This is a genomic window from Streptomyces sp. NPDC001153 (assembly GCF_053598315.1).
In genome coordinates this window covers 69827-82261 of the sequence record NZ_JBSFJZ010000003.1, presented here as the reverse complement: position 1 = coordinate 82261, position 12435 = coordinate 69827, and the positions used below count along the sequence as shown (strand labels likewise).

The following is a 12435-nucleotide window of genomic DNA, read 5'->3' as shown; positions in this document are numbered from 1 at the left end:
TACGATCCCGTGCATGAACAGAGCTGTGAAGATCGGCCTCGCCGGTACCTGCACCGCGCTGCTCGCCCTCGGGGGGATCGGTACCTACAACATCCTGCACGGCCTCACCTCAGGCTCGGCGGGTGACGCAGACTCCAAGGACGCGCGCGCTTTCGACCCGTCGGCGCTGTCGAGCACGCCCCCGTCGGACGCCGAGGCGGTGAAGCGGGCCAGCGCCTTCCTGGACGGCTGGTCCCGGCAGCGCCCGGACGGCGCGGCGGGCGACACCGACGTACCCGGGACGGCCTCGCAGGCGCTGCGGGACTACGCCGACGGCCTGCACCTGAAGAAGCTGTCGTTCGGTCACATCGTGTCGGCGGGCCCCTCGTCGGTGACGCCGGGTGCCACCAAGGTCACCTTCGACGTGACCGCTCAGGTCGAGGGCGGTACCTGGAGCTACCCGAGCGCGGTGGCCGTGCTGAAGAGCACGAACGGTGGCTCGGCGGTCCACTGGAACAACTCCGTGCTCTATCCGGGTCTGGGGGACGGGCAGTCGCTGACCGCGGGCAAGCTGCCGGCCGGAGCGGGCGGCACGAAGGTCGTGGCGAGCGACGGCAAGACCGATCTGTCCGGCTTCGTGTCACTGCGGGACATCGCGGCCACGATCGGCAAGAACGCGAAGCCCGCGGGCGGTACGCCCGGAACCGGTGTGGCCGTCGTCGACGCCGCCGGTGCGGGCGTGAAGACGCTGAAGGTCTTCTCCAAGGGCCGTCCCGCGGTCGTCAGGACCACCATCGACGCCGGTCTCCAGGCGGTGGCCGAGCGCGCCGTGCTGGATGCCCACCTTCAGCAGAAGCCCGCCGGTACCGTGGCGCTGGACTGGCGTAACGGCCACATCCTGGCGATCGCGCACTCGGGCGACGACGGCGACATCGCCATCAACGGCATCAAGTCCCCCGGCTCCACGATGAAGATCATCACCTCGGCGGCCCTCTTCGACAAGGCAGGTCTCACGCCGAGCAGCCCGGCGCCGTGCACGGACTCGCTGATGGCCAACAGCCAGTTGTTCCACAACGACTCCGGCGTGCGGGCCGACCCGGGCTCCTCCCTCGCCCAGGCCTTCACGGTGTCCTGCAACACCTCCTTCATCAAGGACGGTTTCCACGACCTCGTACACGACGGCGACGCCTCCGCCCTGAACGACGAGGCCGTGAACGTCTTCGGCCTGGGCGGCTGGTCCATCGGCGGGGGAGTCGCCACGACCGACCCGAGCATTCCGCCGGACGTCCAGGGCGGCGACCAGGCGGCCCAGTTCATCGGCCAGGGCAAGGTCACCGCGACGCCCCTGGTCATGGCGTCGGTGGCGGCCACCGTCCGGGGCGCCGGCTTCCAGCAGCCGGTCATCCTGCCGGGACAGCACCAGGAGGCGGCGCCGCGGCCCATCTCCGCCCGCACGGCCGGCTATCTGCAGTCGATGATGCGCAATGTGGCGACCAGCGGTACGGCGGCGCCGCGTCTGGGCGGGCTGGTGGGCGTCGGTGCCAAGACCGGCACCGCGGAGGAAGGCGATCACACCAACGGCTGGCTGACCGCCTACAACTCCCGCATCTCGGTCGCGGCGCTCGTCGAGGGCGGCAGCTCGGGCGTGGACTCCGCGGGCTATGTCGTACGACGGCTGCTGACCGGCAGCTGAACCCCGCCGCCCCCGGCGGCAGCCGGCGGGCGATGTCGTCCCGCCGGTCGGTCGCTCACTCGGTGACCAGGGCGAGGGTGAAGCCGTCGTAGCCCTTCGAGCCGACCGTCTGCAGGGTGGTGGCGGTCAACCGCGGGTGTTCGGCGATGAGTTCGGTGAAACGGCGGACGCCCTGCACGCGCGGGTCGTCGTCGGCCGCGTCGGTGACCGCCCCCTCGCGGACCACGTTGTCGCCGACGATGACGCTCCCGGGCCGGGTGAGCTTCAGCGACCACTCCAGGTACTCCGGGTTGGAGGGCTTGTCGGCGTCGATGAAGACCAGGTCGAACGGGCCGGCTTCCTCGGCCGCGAGCAGGGGCAGCGTGTCCCGGGCCCTGCCGACGCGGATGTCGACGATGTGGTCCAGCCCGGCTCGGGCGATGTTGGCGGTGGCCACGGCGGCGTAGTGCGGGTCGCTCTCCAGGGTGACCAGGCGGCCGTCGTCCGGCAGGGCCCGGGCGAGCCAGATGGTGCTGTAGCCGCCCAGGGTGCCGATCTCCAGGATGCGGCGGGCGCCCCGGATCCGGGCGAGGAGGTTCAGCAGCTTGCCCTGGTTGGGGGCCACCTGGATGGCCGGGAGGCCTGCGGCATCGCTGTCCCCGGCGGCCGAGAGCAGGGCGTCGTCCTCCTTCACGAGCAGCCCGTTGAAGTAGTCGTCGACAGCGGTCCACGTCTGCTGGGACATAGTGAGTTCCCTTTCGATACTTATCAAGTTCCGAAAGGGAACCTACTGTGGAGGTCCGACAGCCTGTCAACGGCTTTGCCTGAGGAGCGCGACGATGAGTTCACGGCGGGTGGCCGACGACGCCTGCGGCATCGCGCAGGCCGCGGCGGTGGTGGGGGACTGGTGGAGCCTGCTCGTCCTGCGGGAGATCGCGCGCGGCCATGTGCGCTTCGACCGGCTCGCCGGCGAACTGGGCGTCTCGCGCAAGATCCTCACCGAGCGGCTGCGCACCCTGACCGAGCACCGGGTGCTGGAGCGGCGCCCGTACCAGGACCGGCCGCCCCGCTACGAGTACGTACTCACCGAACAGGGCCGCGGCCTGGTGCCGGTCCTGGTGGCGCTGCAGGACTGGGCCGACCGGTGGCTGCTCGGTGACGGCACGCTCACCGGCGAGGCCCCCGACCACGGCGCCGAGGCCCGGCGGGTCGCCTCGCTCGTCGGCGAGACCGTACCCGCCGCTCTCCGGCTGCCCGGAACCGATGGCCGCTCGCACGACCCCGTGGCCGCCGCGCCCCGCCCCACGGTGCTGTTCGCCTATCCCGCGGCCGGCATCCCGGGCGTCCCGGCGGGCCTCGCCGGGCCGCCGATCCCCGGCAGTGCCGGCTGCACCCTGGAGAACCGCCAATTCCGCGCCGCCTGGCCGCAGTTCGAGGCCGCGGGCATCGCCGTCCACGGTGTGAGCACCCAGACCCCCGAGGAACAAGCCGCCTTCGCGCGGGCCGAGGACCTGCCCTTCCCCCTGCTGTCCGACGCCCAGCTCCAGCTCACCGCGGGCCTGCGGCTGCCGGCCTTCCGGGCCGGACAGGACCTGCGGATCAAGCGGCTCATCCTGGTCGTCGGTCCCGACCGGACCGTACGGCACACGCTGTTCCCGGTCACCGACATCCCCGCCGCCGTGGAGCGGGCGTTCACCCTCGCCATCGCCGCCACCGGGAATCCGCCCGCGTGAGCTTGGTCCTGTGGGGAGCGCAGGGCACGCGGCTCTCCGTCGAGCGGGGCGAGCGCGGCCGAACGGCACCTAGGCCGGCGTCCTGGTGAAGTGCGTGACCGGGCGTTCGAGGCGTTCGCCGTCCAGCGTGATGTCGACGGCTTCGTTGTAAAAGGCGAGCAGCCCCTTGATCGCGGCCACCGCGGGCAGCGGCTCGGGGTAGCTCCACACGACGTCGGGCGGAACATCCGCCTCGCCGTGCCCGGCGTGCCAGGACCAGTACTCGGCGGTGCCCTTGTAGGGGCAGCCGGTGTGGTGGTCGGTGGGGTGGAACAGGTCGAGGCGGACGTCCTCGCGGGGGAGGTAGTAGCGCGTGGGCAGCCCGGTCTCGAAGAGGAGCACCGGACGGCGGGTGTCGGCGACGACCGTGCCGCCGATCTCGACGACGACGTGCCGGCTGCTGGGGATGGCGTCGACCCGTTTGTGCGGGTCGCGGGGGTGGACGAAGATCTCCTCTTCCTCCTCGTACCAGTGGTCCAGGCCCCGGCCGGTGCGCCGGAACCACTCGAAGGCGATGTGGCCGGCCAGGGCGTCGGCGGGAAACGTCCATGCCGCGTTCTCCAGCAGCTCGCCGTCCATGTCGAGGTCGTAGAAGGCCGTCGACCCGGTATGGGCTGCAGCTGGTGGGTTCTTGGCCGGCCGCAGCAGGTCCGCGCGGACCTCCGAGCGCGGGAAGGCGTACAGCGGGACGGGGACTCCGGGCTCCCAGACGAGTACGGGGTGGCGGCTGTCGACAACGGTGACATCGCCCTTCCGGCCCCGCACCCAGCGCTCACTGGGCTCCCAGAGCAGGCCTTCCGGGGTGGTGTACGGGGGCTGGGCGGTGCTGAGCGTGGTCATGACCGGATCTCCGGAGGGGTGTCTTCCACGGCGGTTCCATGGTTTCGCGCACGGAGGCCTCTTGCCAGGCGGGAGTGGAAGGGCTCACACGGTTGCCCTCACGGGCTATGCATGGGCATGCGTAATGATGCATACTCTTCCTATGTCCAAGGTCCTCACTTCCCTTCCGGTCGGCGAGCGCGTCGGCATCGCCTTCTCCGGCGGCCTCGACACCTCGGTCGCCGTCGCGTGGATGCGCGACAAGGGCGCCGTCCCGTGCACCTACACCGCCGACATCGGCCAGTACGACGAGCCCGACATCGCCTCGGTACCCGGCCGTGCGACGGCCTACGGTGCCGAGATCGCGCGCCTGGTCGACTGCCGTGCGGCCCTGGTCGAGGAGGGGCTGGCCGCGCTCGCCTGCGGCGCGTTCCACATCCGCTCGGGCGGGCGTGCCTACTTCAACACCACGCCCCTCGGCCGCGCCGTCACCGGTACCCTCCTGGTCCGGGCGATGCTCGAGGACGACGTACAGATCTGGGGCGACGGCTCCACCTTCAAGGGCAACGACATCGAGCGGTTCTACCGCTACGGCCTGCTGGCCAACCCGCACCTGCGGATCTACAAGCCCTGGCTGGACTCCGACTTCGTGACCGAGCTCGGCGGCCGCAAGGAGATGTCCGAGTGGCTGCTCGCGCACGGCCTGCCGTACCGCGACAGCACCGAGAAGGCGTACTCGACCGACGCCAACATCTGGGGTGCCACCCACGAGGCGAAGACCCTGGAGCACCTGGACACCGGCGTCGAGACCGTCGAGCCGATCATGGGCGTACGGTTCTGGGACCCCTCGGTCGAGATCGCGCCCGAGGACGTGACGATCGGCTTCGACCAAGGCCGCCCGGTGACGATCAACGGCAAGGAGTTCGCCTCGCCGGTCGAGCTGGTCATGGAGGCCAACGCCATCGGCGGCCGGCACGGGCTCGGCATGTCGGACCAGATCGAGAACCGGATCATCGAGGCCAAGAGCCGCGGCATCTACGAGGCGCCCGGCATGGCTCTGCTGCACGCGGCCTACGAGCGCCTGGTCAACGCGATCCACAACGAGGACACCCTCGCCCAGTACCACAACGAGGGCCGCAAGCTCGGCCGCCTCATGTACGAGGGCCGCTGGCTGGACCCGCAGGCGCTGATGATCCGCGAGTCGCTGCAGCGCTGGGTCGGCGCCGCGGTCACCGGCGAGGTGACGCTGCGGCTGCGGCGCGGCGAGGACTACTCGCTCCTCGACACCACGGGCCCGGCGTTCAGCTACCACCCGGACAAACTGTCCATGGAGCGCACCGAGGACTCCGCGTTCGGCCCGTCGGACCGGATCGGCCAGCTCACCATGCGCAACCTGGACATCGCCGACTCCCGCGCGCGCCTCGAGCAGTACGCCGGGCTGGGCATGGTCGGCACCGAGCACCCGGCACTGATCGGCGCGGCCCAGGCCGCCTCCACCGGCCTGATCGGCGCCATGCCGCAGGGCGGCGCCGAGGCGATCGCCTCCCGCGGCGAGGTCACGGAGGAGGACGAGGCCCTGGACCGCGCCGCGATGGAGTCCGGCACGGACTGAGGCGCTGCACCGGCCGCACACCCTTGGGCAGCGGGCCCCGTCGGTTCACCTCCGACGGGGCCCGCCGTCGTACGCCCGCCGTCTGGGAAGCCCCACCGCAGGGAGCTTCTCGTACCCTGTGTCCCGTGCCCTCCCCCCGTCTGCGACGCGTCGCCGTCCTGGTGCTCGAAGGCGCCAAACCGCTCGATGTCGGGATCCCCGCCCAGGTGTTCACGACACGGGCGAGCATGCCCTACGAGGTACGGGTGTGCGGGGCGGAGCCCGGGCTCGTGGCGGGCGGTGACGGGCTGTCGTACCACGTCGCCCATGGGCTCGACGCGCTCGCTTGGGCGGACATCGTCTTCATCCCCGGATACCGGTTCCCGGACCGCGAGGATCCGCCGCGGTCCGTCGTCGACGCGCTGCTCGCCGCCCACGCCCGGGGCGCGCGGCTCGCCGCCATCTCGACCGGCGCGTTCGCGCTCGCGGCCACGGGACTGCTCGACGGCAAGCGGGCGACGACGCACTGGCACTACTCGCGGGCCCTCGCCGCTAAGCACCCGCTGATCCGGGTGGACGAGAACGTTCTCTTCGTCGACGAGGGCGGCGTGCTGACGTCGGCCGGCGCCGCCTCCGGCATCGATCTGTGCCTGCACATCCTGCGCAAGGACCTCGGGGTCGCCGTGTCCAACCACGCGGCACGGCGTCTGGTCGCCGCCCCCTACCGCAGCGGCGGGCAGGCCCAGTACGTGCCGCGCAGCGTGCCCGAGCCGCTCGGCGAACGGTTCGCCGCGACCCGCGAGTGGGCACTGCACCGCCTCGGCGAGCCGCTCACCCTCACGGTGCTCGCCCGGCACGCCGCGGTCTCGCCGCGCACGCTGTCCCGACGCTTCGTCGAGGACACCGGATACACGCCCATGCAGTGGGTGATGCGCGCCCGCATCGACCTGGCCCGGGAACTCCTCGAACGCTCCGAGCGCAGCATCGAGCAGATCGCCGCCGACGTCGGCCTCGGCACCGGCACCAATCTGCGGACCCACTTCCAGCAGATCCTCGGCACCACCCCGAGCGAGTACCGGCGAACCTTCACCCAGGGCGAATAGCCCCCGGCGCGACCCCTGGCGCGATCCTTGCGAACCATGGCGCTCTCGACACAGTCATGCGCGCAGGCGGCACGCGACGCTGGTGGGGAACCGAGGGAGCCGAGCGGAACCGAAGGGACTTCACCCATGACTCGCATTGCCATCAACGGATTTGGCCGTATCGGACGCAACGTGCTGCGCGCCCTGCTCGAACGCGGCAGCGCCCTCGAAGTCGTCGCCGTGAACGACCTGACGGAACCCGCGACCCTCGCACGGCTGCTCGCCTACGACACCACGGCCGGCCGACTCGGCCGCCCCGTGACCGTCGACGGAGACGCCCTCGTCGTCGACGGCCGCCGCATCACCGTCCTCGCCGAGCGCGAGCCGGCGCAGCTGCCCTGGGCCGACCTCGGTGTGGACATCGTCCTGGAGGCGACCGGCCGCTTCACCTCGGCGAAGGCCGCCCGGGCACACCTCGACGCCGGAGCGAGGAAGGTGCTCGTGAGCGCGCCGTCCGACGGAGCCGACGTCACGCTCGCGTACGGGGTCAACACCGACGCCTACGACCCGGACCTGCACACGATCGTCTCGAACGCCTCCTGCACCACCAACGCGCTCGCGCCGCTGGCCGCCGTGCTGGACGAACTCGCCGGGATCGAGCACGGCTTCATGACGACCGTGCACGCCTACACGCAGGAGCAGAACCTGCAGGACGGCCCGCACCGCGACGCCCGCCGTGCCCGCGCCGCAGCCGTCAACATCGTGCCCACCACGACGGGTGCGGCCAAGGCGATCGGCCTGGTACTGCCGAACCTCGACGGCAAGCTGTCGGGCGACTCGATCCGTGTGCCCGTTCCGGTGGGCTCGATCGTGGAGCTCAACACGACCGTCGCGCGTGACGTGACCCGCGACGACGTCCTGGCCGCGTACCGCGCCGCGGCGCAGGGACCGCTCGCCGGCATCCTCGAGTACTCGGACGACCCGCTCGTGTCCTCCGACATCACCGGCAATCCGGCCTCGTCGGTCTTCGACTCGGCCCTGACCCGCGTCGACGGACGGCACATCAAGGTGGTCGCCTGGTACGACAACGAGTGGGGCTTCTCCCACCGCGTGATCGACACGCTCGAACTCCTCGCCGGGTAGTCCCCCCGAGAAGCCTGAGGTCAGCGGCCCTGCAGGGGGGCAACACCCTGGGCGTCGTAGGGAAAGCCCCCCATCCGGTCGGGGGTCTGACCGGCTGTTCCGTTCGAACGGGCGCGCCGAGACTCGACGGCATGACGATCTCCACTCATGCCTCGACCGCCGCCGAGGCGCCCGCCGTCCGTGCCCGTACGTCCGGCTCCGGAGCCGGCAGCGACTTCGCGCGGCTGTCCCGGCGTATCACCGAGGCGGGCCTGATGAGGCGGCGCCCCGGCTATTACGCGGCACGACTCGCTCTGGTGACCGCGCTGCCGGCGGCGGGCTGGGCCACCTTCCTCGTGCTGGGCGACACCTGGTGGCAGCTGGCCGTGGCGGCCTTCCTGGCCCTCGCCTTCGGCCAAGTCGCCCTGGTCGCCCATGATCTGGCGCACCGTCAGGTCTTCCGGCGCGGGCGGCCGAGCGAGACATGGGGCCGGCTCTTCGGCAATCTCGGCATCGGCATGAGCTACGGCTGGTGGATGAACAAGCACACCCGCCACCACGCCAACCCCAACCACGAGGAACTCGACCCGGATGTCGCCCCGGACATCCTGGTGTGGTCCACCGCCCAGGCCCGCGACAGCCGTGGCCTGGCCCGCCTCATCGGGGGACACCAGGCGTGGCTGTTCTTCCCCCTGCTGACCCTGGAGGGCTTCAACCTGCATGTCGCGAGTCTGCGGGCGCTGCGCTCGCCCGCCATGAAGCACCGGGCCCTGGAAGGCGGCCTGCTCCTGCTTCACCTCGCGGCCTATGTGTCGGCGCTGTTCCTGGTGCTCTCGCCCGGCAAGGCGGTCGCGTTCCTCTTCGTGCACCAGTGCCTCTTCGGCGTCTACCTCGGCTGCACCTTCGCACCCAACCACAAGGGCATGCCCACCTTCAGCGGCGACGAACGCCCCGACTTCCTGCGCCGCCAGGTCCTCACCTCCCGCAACGTACGCGGCGGCCGGCTCACCGATGTGCTGCTCGGCGGGCTCAACTACCAGATCGAGCACCACCTGTTCCCGAGCATGCCCACACCCCATCTGCGGCGGGCCCAGGTCATCGTCCGCGCGTACTGCGCGGAGATCGGCGTGCCGTACCACGAGACCGGCCTGATCCGGTCCTACCGCGAGGCCCTCACCCATATGCACCGGGTGGGAGAACCGATCAGGCGGCAGCGCAGGGCATCCTGACGACGGGCGCGGGGCATGACGACGATGGGCCGCCAGGACCGCCGGCCTCCTCGGCAACCGCGTCACCGTCTCCCCTTCCAGTGGGCGGGCCGACCGCCGATCCACGAAGATCGTCCGCTGCTGACCGGAGGACAGGGTTCCGGGCAGGGCATACGGCCCTGGTCCGAAGCAGCGCCGTGTCGCTCTGCTCGCCACCGCCGCGGACACACGAGAGGATCACACCGCGCATGTCCCCCACGCCGTCCAGGAGCTGGAGCCAGGAGGACATCTCCGACCTGTTCGAGCTCGACGAGGAGCACGAACGGCACGCCATGGAGACCGTGGTCGCCTGCATCGGCGAACTCGCGGACCGAGGAGTGGACGTGGAGGACGTCGAGCGGGACATCGACGCGGAGAGCGGCCGGATGGTCGCCGCCGGACTCCGCGTCGAGGGCACCCGTGAACTGCGCGCCCACTTCCCCTCGGTCCCGCTTCCCTGGCTGCGCTCGCGCGCCGACTTCGCCGAGGAGCGGCGTGTCTGGGCGGAGGAGGAGATCATCGAGATGTTCGTCCAGGGAGAGGGGTACGTGGACTGGGCGGAGGCCGTGGAAGCGGGCGTCCGGGTGGCGCGCACCCACGCATGACGGGCCGGCCGTGCCCCCTCGGGGGCAGGGCTCATCGTCGTACGGTGCTCAGTTCCACGCCCCCGTGACCAGCCGCGCCTCGCAGAGGTCCTGTGCGACCTGGGAATGCCTGCGACCCCTGCGTGGTTCACCCATCGAGTCCGCTGGCATGCCCTGGCCAATCCCGGGGTGCCGATCAAGGGAGATTCTCATGGCACGCAGCACTGTGCGTCCCGTCGTCAGGCTGAAGTCGACGGCGGGTACCGGCGTCACCTATGTGACGCGCAAGAACCGTCTGAGCGACCCCGACCGGCTCGTCCTGCGCAAGTACGACCCGGTCGCCGGCCGGCACGTCACCTTCCGCGAGGAACGCTGAAGCGCGCCGCCGCCCTCTCGGGCCGACGGCCACAAGGAGGCACATCTGGGAAAACGGCACCACCTACCCGCTGATCGACGTGGACATCTCGCGGGCGAACCATCCCTTCCACACCGGCACCGCCGTGTGTACCTGAGTACGAGGAGAATCCAGCCATGAAGGTCCGCACGTCCCTGCGCTCACTGAAGTCCAAGCCGGGCGCCCAGCTGGTGCGCCGCCGCGGGGTGGTCTTCGTCGTGAACAAGAAGAACCCCCGTTTCAAGGCCCGCCAGGGCTGACCGGCCTCGACGGGAAGACATGTGCATCGGTGGTACGGGCGGATCGCCGAAATCAGACTGAAGTCCCCCTCCGGCGGGGCGTCCTCCGCCGTACGGCGGAGAGGGTCGGGCTTGGCGGTCGAGGCGCAGGCCGCCCGCCCCGACCAGCATGGTGGACATGACCACAGCATCCACGCCGCCTCCTCTCCGTACCCTCCCACCCGCTCCCCTCTGGGCGCGGCGCGCCGCCCACGCCATCGCCTGGTGCGCGGCACCCTCGGGCCTGTGGCGTCTGGCCATGGCATCGGGTATCTACGTGGGTTACAGCGACAAGGTGTTGCGCGATGCCTACGCCATACCGGGCTGGGGAGTCGCCTACGTGGTCGGCCTGTCGGTCCTGACCGAGCTGGCCGCTCTGTTCCCCCTCCTTCTCGTCCGCGACCGGCCGTCGCGACACCCCCGCGCGATGGCCGGGCTGGCCTGGACGGCTTCGGCCGTGACGATCCTCGTGGCGTTGTCGCAGGTGGTGGTCGCCCTCACCGTGGACAGCCGAACGAACCTCGCGAGCGGCACGCCGCGCACCGTGTGGGCCCTCGTCTACGCTCCGCTCCTCGCCGTACCGGTTCTCCTGACGGCGGTGACCTGGTCGTACGCACGGCGGCAACCTGCCGAGGGGTGGGGAAGCGGCAAGAACGACAGGTAGCGCCACCGCGCCCGACCTGGGCAGACCCGGGCAGACTCGCGCCCGATTCTGGGTGATCTCTTACCGGTGTCTTCACGGTCGCGGACGGTCCGCTGCGTACCGTTGCCGTCGTGGGCGGCTGTCGACCGCGGCAGCCCTCGATCAGGTCTGGGGGAACGGATGACGGCTGGTCGCCGTGCGGTGCTGACCGCCATGGCGGGAGGGCTGCTGGCAGGCTGCGCGGGCTCGAAGACCGGTGGCGGCGCCACCGCCAACTCCTCCGGTCCGGCCGGGACGGACTCGGGCGCGGCACTCCCGGCCACCCCCTCGGCCACGGCCCCCACCACGCGGCCTGCCGTCACCCGCGCGGAGGTCGTGGCCCGCTACGGACGCAGCGCGCCGCACACCTGGGGCTTCGACGCCCCGGGCGTCGTGCACTCCCTGCCGCGCGCGGCACGCGCCATCGCGCTGACCTTCGACGCATGCGGCGGCCCGGGCGGCAGCGGTTACGACCAGGCGCTCATCGATTTCCTCCGCGCACGGCACGTTCCGGCCACGCTGTTCATCAATTCCCGCTGGATCGACGCCAATCCGGCGGTGTTCCAGCGGCTGGCCGCGGACCCGCTGTTCGAGATCGCCAACCACGGCACCCGGCACCGCCCGCTGTCCGTCACCGGCCGCTCCGCGTACGGCATCCCCGGCACCCGGGACGCGGGCGAGGTGTACGACGAGATCGCCGGGAACCAGGCCAAGCTGACCCGCCTGCTGGGCGCCCCGCCGCGCTTCTTCCGGTCCGGCACCGCGTACTGCGACGACATCGCGGCCCGCATCGTCACCGACCTCGGGGAACGCTTCGTCAGCTTCTCCGTCAACGGTGACGGCGGCGCCACCTTCACCGCCGAGCAGGTGCACACCACCGTCGCCTCGGCTCGGGCCGGTTCCATCGTCCTGTGCCACATGAACCACCCCGAGCGCGGCACCGCACGGGGCATCGCAAGCGCCGTCCCGCACTTGCTGGCCCGGGGCCATCGCTTCGTCCGCCTCTCGGACGCCCTGCACCGGACTTGACGTGTGCCACGGAGCGGGGTGGGCGGGCGTACTGAACGTGACCGGCCATCGCGCACGGTGACCGCATCGGCGACAGCGCACTGAACGGCGGGTCGGCCTCGCCTGGCTGCCGTTCGCCGGCCCAGGCTGTCCATGTCACACCACTCGTCACCGCGTCCCCGCCGGATCACAATGTGTCCCACAG

Annotated in this window: 13 protein-coding genes; 11 read left to right on the top strand and 2 right to left on the bottom strand. The window is 71.2% G+C overall.

From position 1 onward, the window contains the following. The first annotated feature begins 13 nt into the window (after positions 1 to 13). The gene (locus tag ACWDEN_RS04065; RefSeq protein WP_351603942.1) at positions 14 to 1672 is read left to right on the top strand and encodes a penicillin-binding transpeptidase domain-containing protein; all 1659 of its coding nucleotides are present in this window, start codon (positions 14 to 16) and stop codon (positions 1670 to 1672) included. A gap of 55 nt (positions 1673 to 1727) precedes the next feature. Here the strand turns inward: ACWDEN_RS04065 and ACWDEN_RS04060 are convergent, their stop codons facing one another. Then, positions 1728 to 2396 carry an O-methyltransferase gene (locus ACWDEN_RS04060; RefSeq protein WP_351603943.1) on the bottom strand — a complete coding sequence of 223 codons (669 nt, stop codon included), beginning with the start codon at positions 2394 to 2396 and terminating at the stop codon, positions 1728 to 1730. A 94-nt stretch (positions 2397 to 2490) separates the two neighbouring features. On the opposite strand from ACWDEN_RS04060, the gene ACWDEN_RS04055 reads away from it, so the two are divergent. Further along, positions 2491 to 3384, top strand: a complete 894-nt coding sequence (locus ACWDEN_RS04055; RefSeq protein ID WP_351603945.1) for a winged helix-turn-helix transcriptional regulator — start codon at positions 2491 to 2493, stop codon at positions 3382 to 3384. Between the two features lie 69 nt (positions 3385 to 3453). Here the strand turns inward: ACWDEN_RS04055 and ACWDEN_RS04050 are convergent, their stop codons facing one another. Beyond that, complete coding sequence (locus tag ACWDEN_RS04050; protein WP_351603946.1) at positions 3454 to 4263, bottom strand: DUF427 domain-containing protein; 810 nt, start codon at positions 4261 to 4263, stop codon at positions 3454 to 3456. A gap of 142 nt (positions 4264 to 4405) precedes the next feature. Here ACWDEN_RS04050 and argG point away from each other — a divergent pair, with 142 nt between their 5' ends. The 9 genes from argG (at position 4406) to ACWDEN_RS04005 (ending at position 12251) form a co-directional block, all read left to right on the top strand. Continuing rightward, positions 4406 to 5854, top strand: a complete 1449-nt coding sequence (gene argG, locus ACWDEN_RS04045) for an argininosuccinate synthase (RefSeq protein ID WP_351603948.1) — start codon at positions 4406 to 4408, stop codon at positions 5852 to 5854. A gap of 125 nt (positions 5855 to 5979) precedes the next feature. Further along, the gene (locus tag ACWDEN_RS04040; protein ID WP_351603950.1) at positions 5980 to 6936 is read left to right on the top strand and encodes a GlxA family transcriptional regulator; all 957 of its coding nucleotides are present in this window, start codon (positions 5980 to 5982) and stop codon (positions 6934 to 6936) included. A 126-nt stretch (positions 6937 to 7062) separates the two neighbouring features. After that, the gene (gap, locus tag ACWDEN_RS04035) at positions 7063 to 8058 is read left to right on the top strand and encodes a type I glyceraldehyde-3-phosphate dehydrogenase (protein ID WP_351603952.1); all 996 of its coding nucleotides are present in this window, start codon (positions 7063 to 7065) and stop codon (positions 8056 to 8058) included. A gap of 131 nt (positions 8059 to 8189) precedes the next feature. Continuing rightward, positions 8190 to 9266 carry a fatty acid desaturase family protein gene (locus tag ACWDEN_RS04030; protein ID WP_351603954.1) on the top strand — a complete coding sequence of 359 codons (1077 nt, stop codon included), beginning with the start codon at positions 8190 to 8192 and terminating at the stop codon, positions 9264 to 9266. Between the two features lie 227 nt (positions 9267 to 9493). Then, positions 9494 to 9889, top strand: coding sequence for a hypothetical protein (locus ACWDEN_RS04025; RefSeq protein WP_351603956.1), 396 nt, complete (start codon positions 9494 to 9496; stop codon positions 9887 to 9889). Positions 9890 to 10079: 190 nt separating this feature from the next. After that, the gene (rpmG, locus tag ACWDEN_RS04020; protein WP_153537563.1) at positions 10080 to 10244 is read left to right on the top strand and encodes a 50S ribosomal protein L33; all 165 of its coding nucleotides are present in this window, start codon (positions 10080 to 10082) and stop codon (positions 10242 to 10244) included. 155 nt (positions 10245 to 10399) lie between these two features. After that, the gene (gene ykgO, locus ACWDEN_RS04015) at positions 10400 to 10522 is read left to right on the top strand and encodes a type B 50S ribosomal protein L36 (protein ID WP_067117676.1); all 123 of its coding nucleotides are present in this window, start codon (positions 10400 to 10402) and stop codon (positions 10520 to 10522) included. Between the two features lie 157 nt (positions 10523 to 10679). Beyond that, positions 10680 to 11204: a hypothetical protein gene (locus tag ACWDEN_RS04010; RefSeq protein WP_351603959.1), complete on the top strand. Its 525-nt coding sequence runs from the start codon at positions 10680 to 10682 to the stop codon at positions 11202 to 11204. A 159-nt stretch (positions 11205 to 11363) separates the two neighbouring features. Beyond that, positions 11364 to 12251: a polysaccharide deacetylase family protein gene (locus ACWDEN_RS04005; protein ID WP_351603961.1), complete on the top strand. Its 888-nt coding sequence runs from the start codon at positions 11364 to 11366 to the stop codon at positions 12249 to 12251. Positions 12252 to 12435 lie beyond the last annotated feature (184 nt).

Bases quoted from the DNA above. Each gene is read 5' to 3' on its own strand.
- ACWDEN_RS04065 (WP_351603942.1), top strand. From the start codon at position 14: ATGAACAGAGCTGTGAAGATCGGCCTCGCCGGTACCTGCACCGCGCTG.
- ACWDEN_RS04060 (WP_351603943.1), bottom strand. From the start codon at position 2,396: ATGTCCCAGCAGACGTGGACCGCTGTCGACGACTACTTCAACGGGCTG.
- ACWDEN_RS04055 (WP_351603945.1), top strand. From the start codon at position 2,491: ATGAGTTCACGGCGGGTGGCCGACGACGCCTGCGGCATCGCGCAGGCC.
- ACWDEN_RS04050 (WP_351603946.1), bottom strand. From the start codon at position 4,263: ATGACCACGCTCAGCACCGCCCAGCCCCCGTACACCACCCCGGAAGGC.
- argG (WP_351603948.1), top strand. From the start codon at position 4,406: ATGTCCAAGGTCCTCACTTCCCTTCCGGTCGGCGAGCGCGTCGGCATC.
- gap (WP_351603952.1), top strand. From the start codon at position 7,063: ATGACTCGCATTGCCATCAACGGATTTGGCCGTATCGGACGCAACGTG.
- ACWDEN_RS04030 (WP_351603954.1), top strand. From the start codon at position 8,190: ATGACGATCTCCACTCATGCCTCGACCGCCGCCGAGGCGCCCGCCGTC.
- ACWDEN_RS04025 (WP_351603956.1), top strand. From the start codon at position 9,494: ATGTCCCCCACGCCGTCCAGGAGCTGGAGCCAGGAGGACATCTCCGAC.
- rpmG (WP_153537563.1), top strand. From the start codon at position 10,080: ATGGCACGCAGCACTGTGCGTCCCGTCGTCAGGCTGAAGTCGACGGCG.
- ykgO (WP_067117676.1), top strand. From the start codon at position 10,400: ATGAAGGTCCGCACGTCCCTGCGCTCACTGAAGTCCAAGCCGGGCGCC.
- ACWDEN_RS04010 (WP_351603959.1), top strand. From the start codon at position 10,680: ATGACCACAGCATCCACGCCGCCTCCTCTCCGTACCCTCCCACCCGCT.
- ACWDEN_RS04005 (WP_351603961.1), top strand. From the start codon at position 11,364: ATGACGGCTGGTCGCCGTGCGGTGCTGACCGCCATGGCGGGAGGGCTG.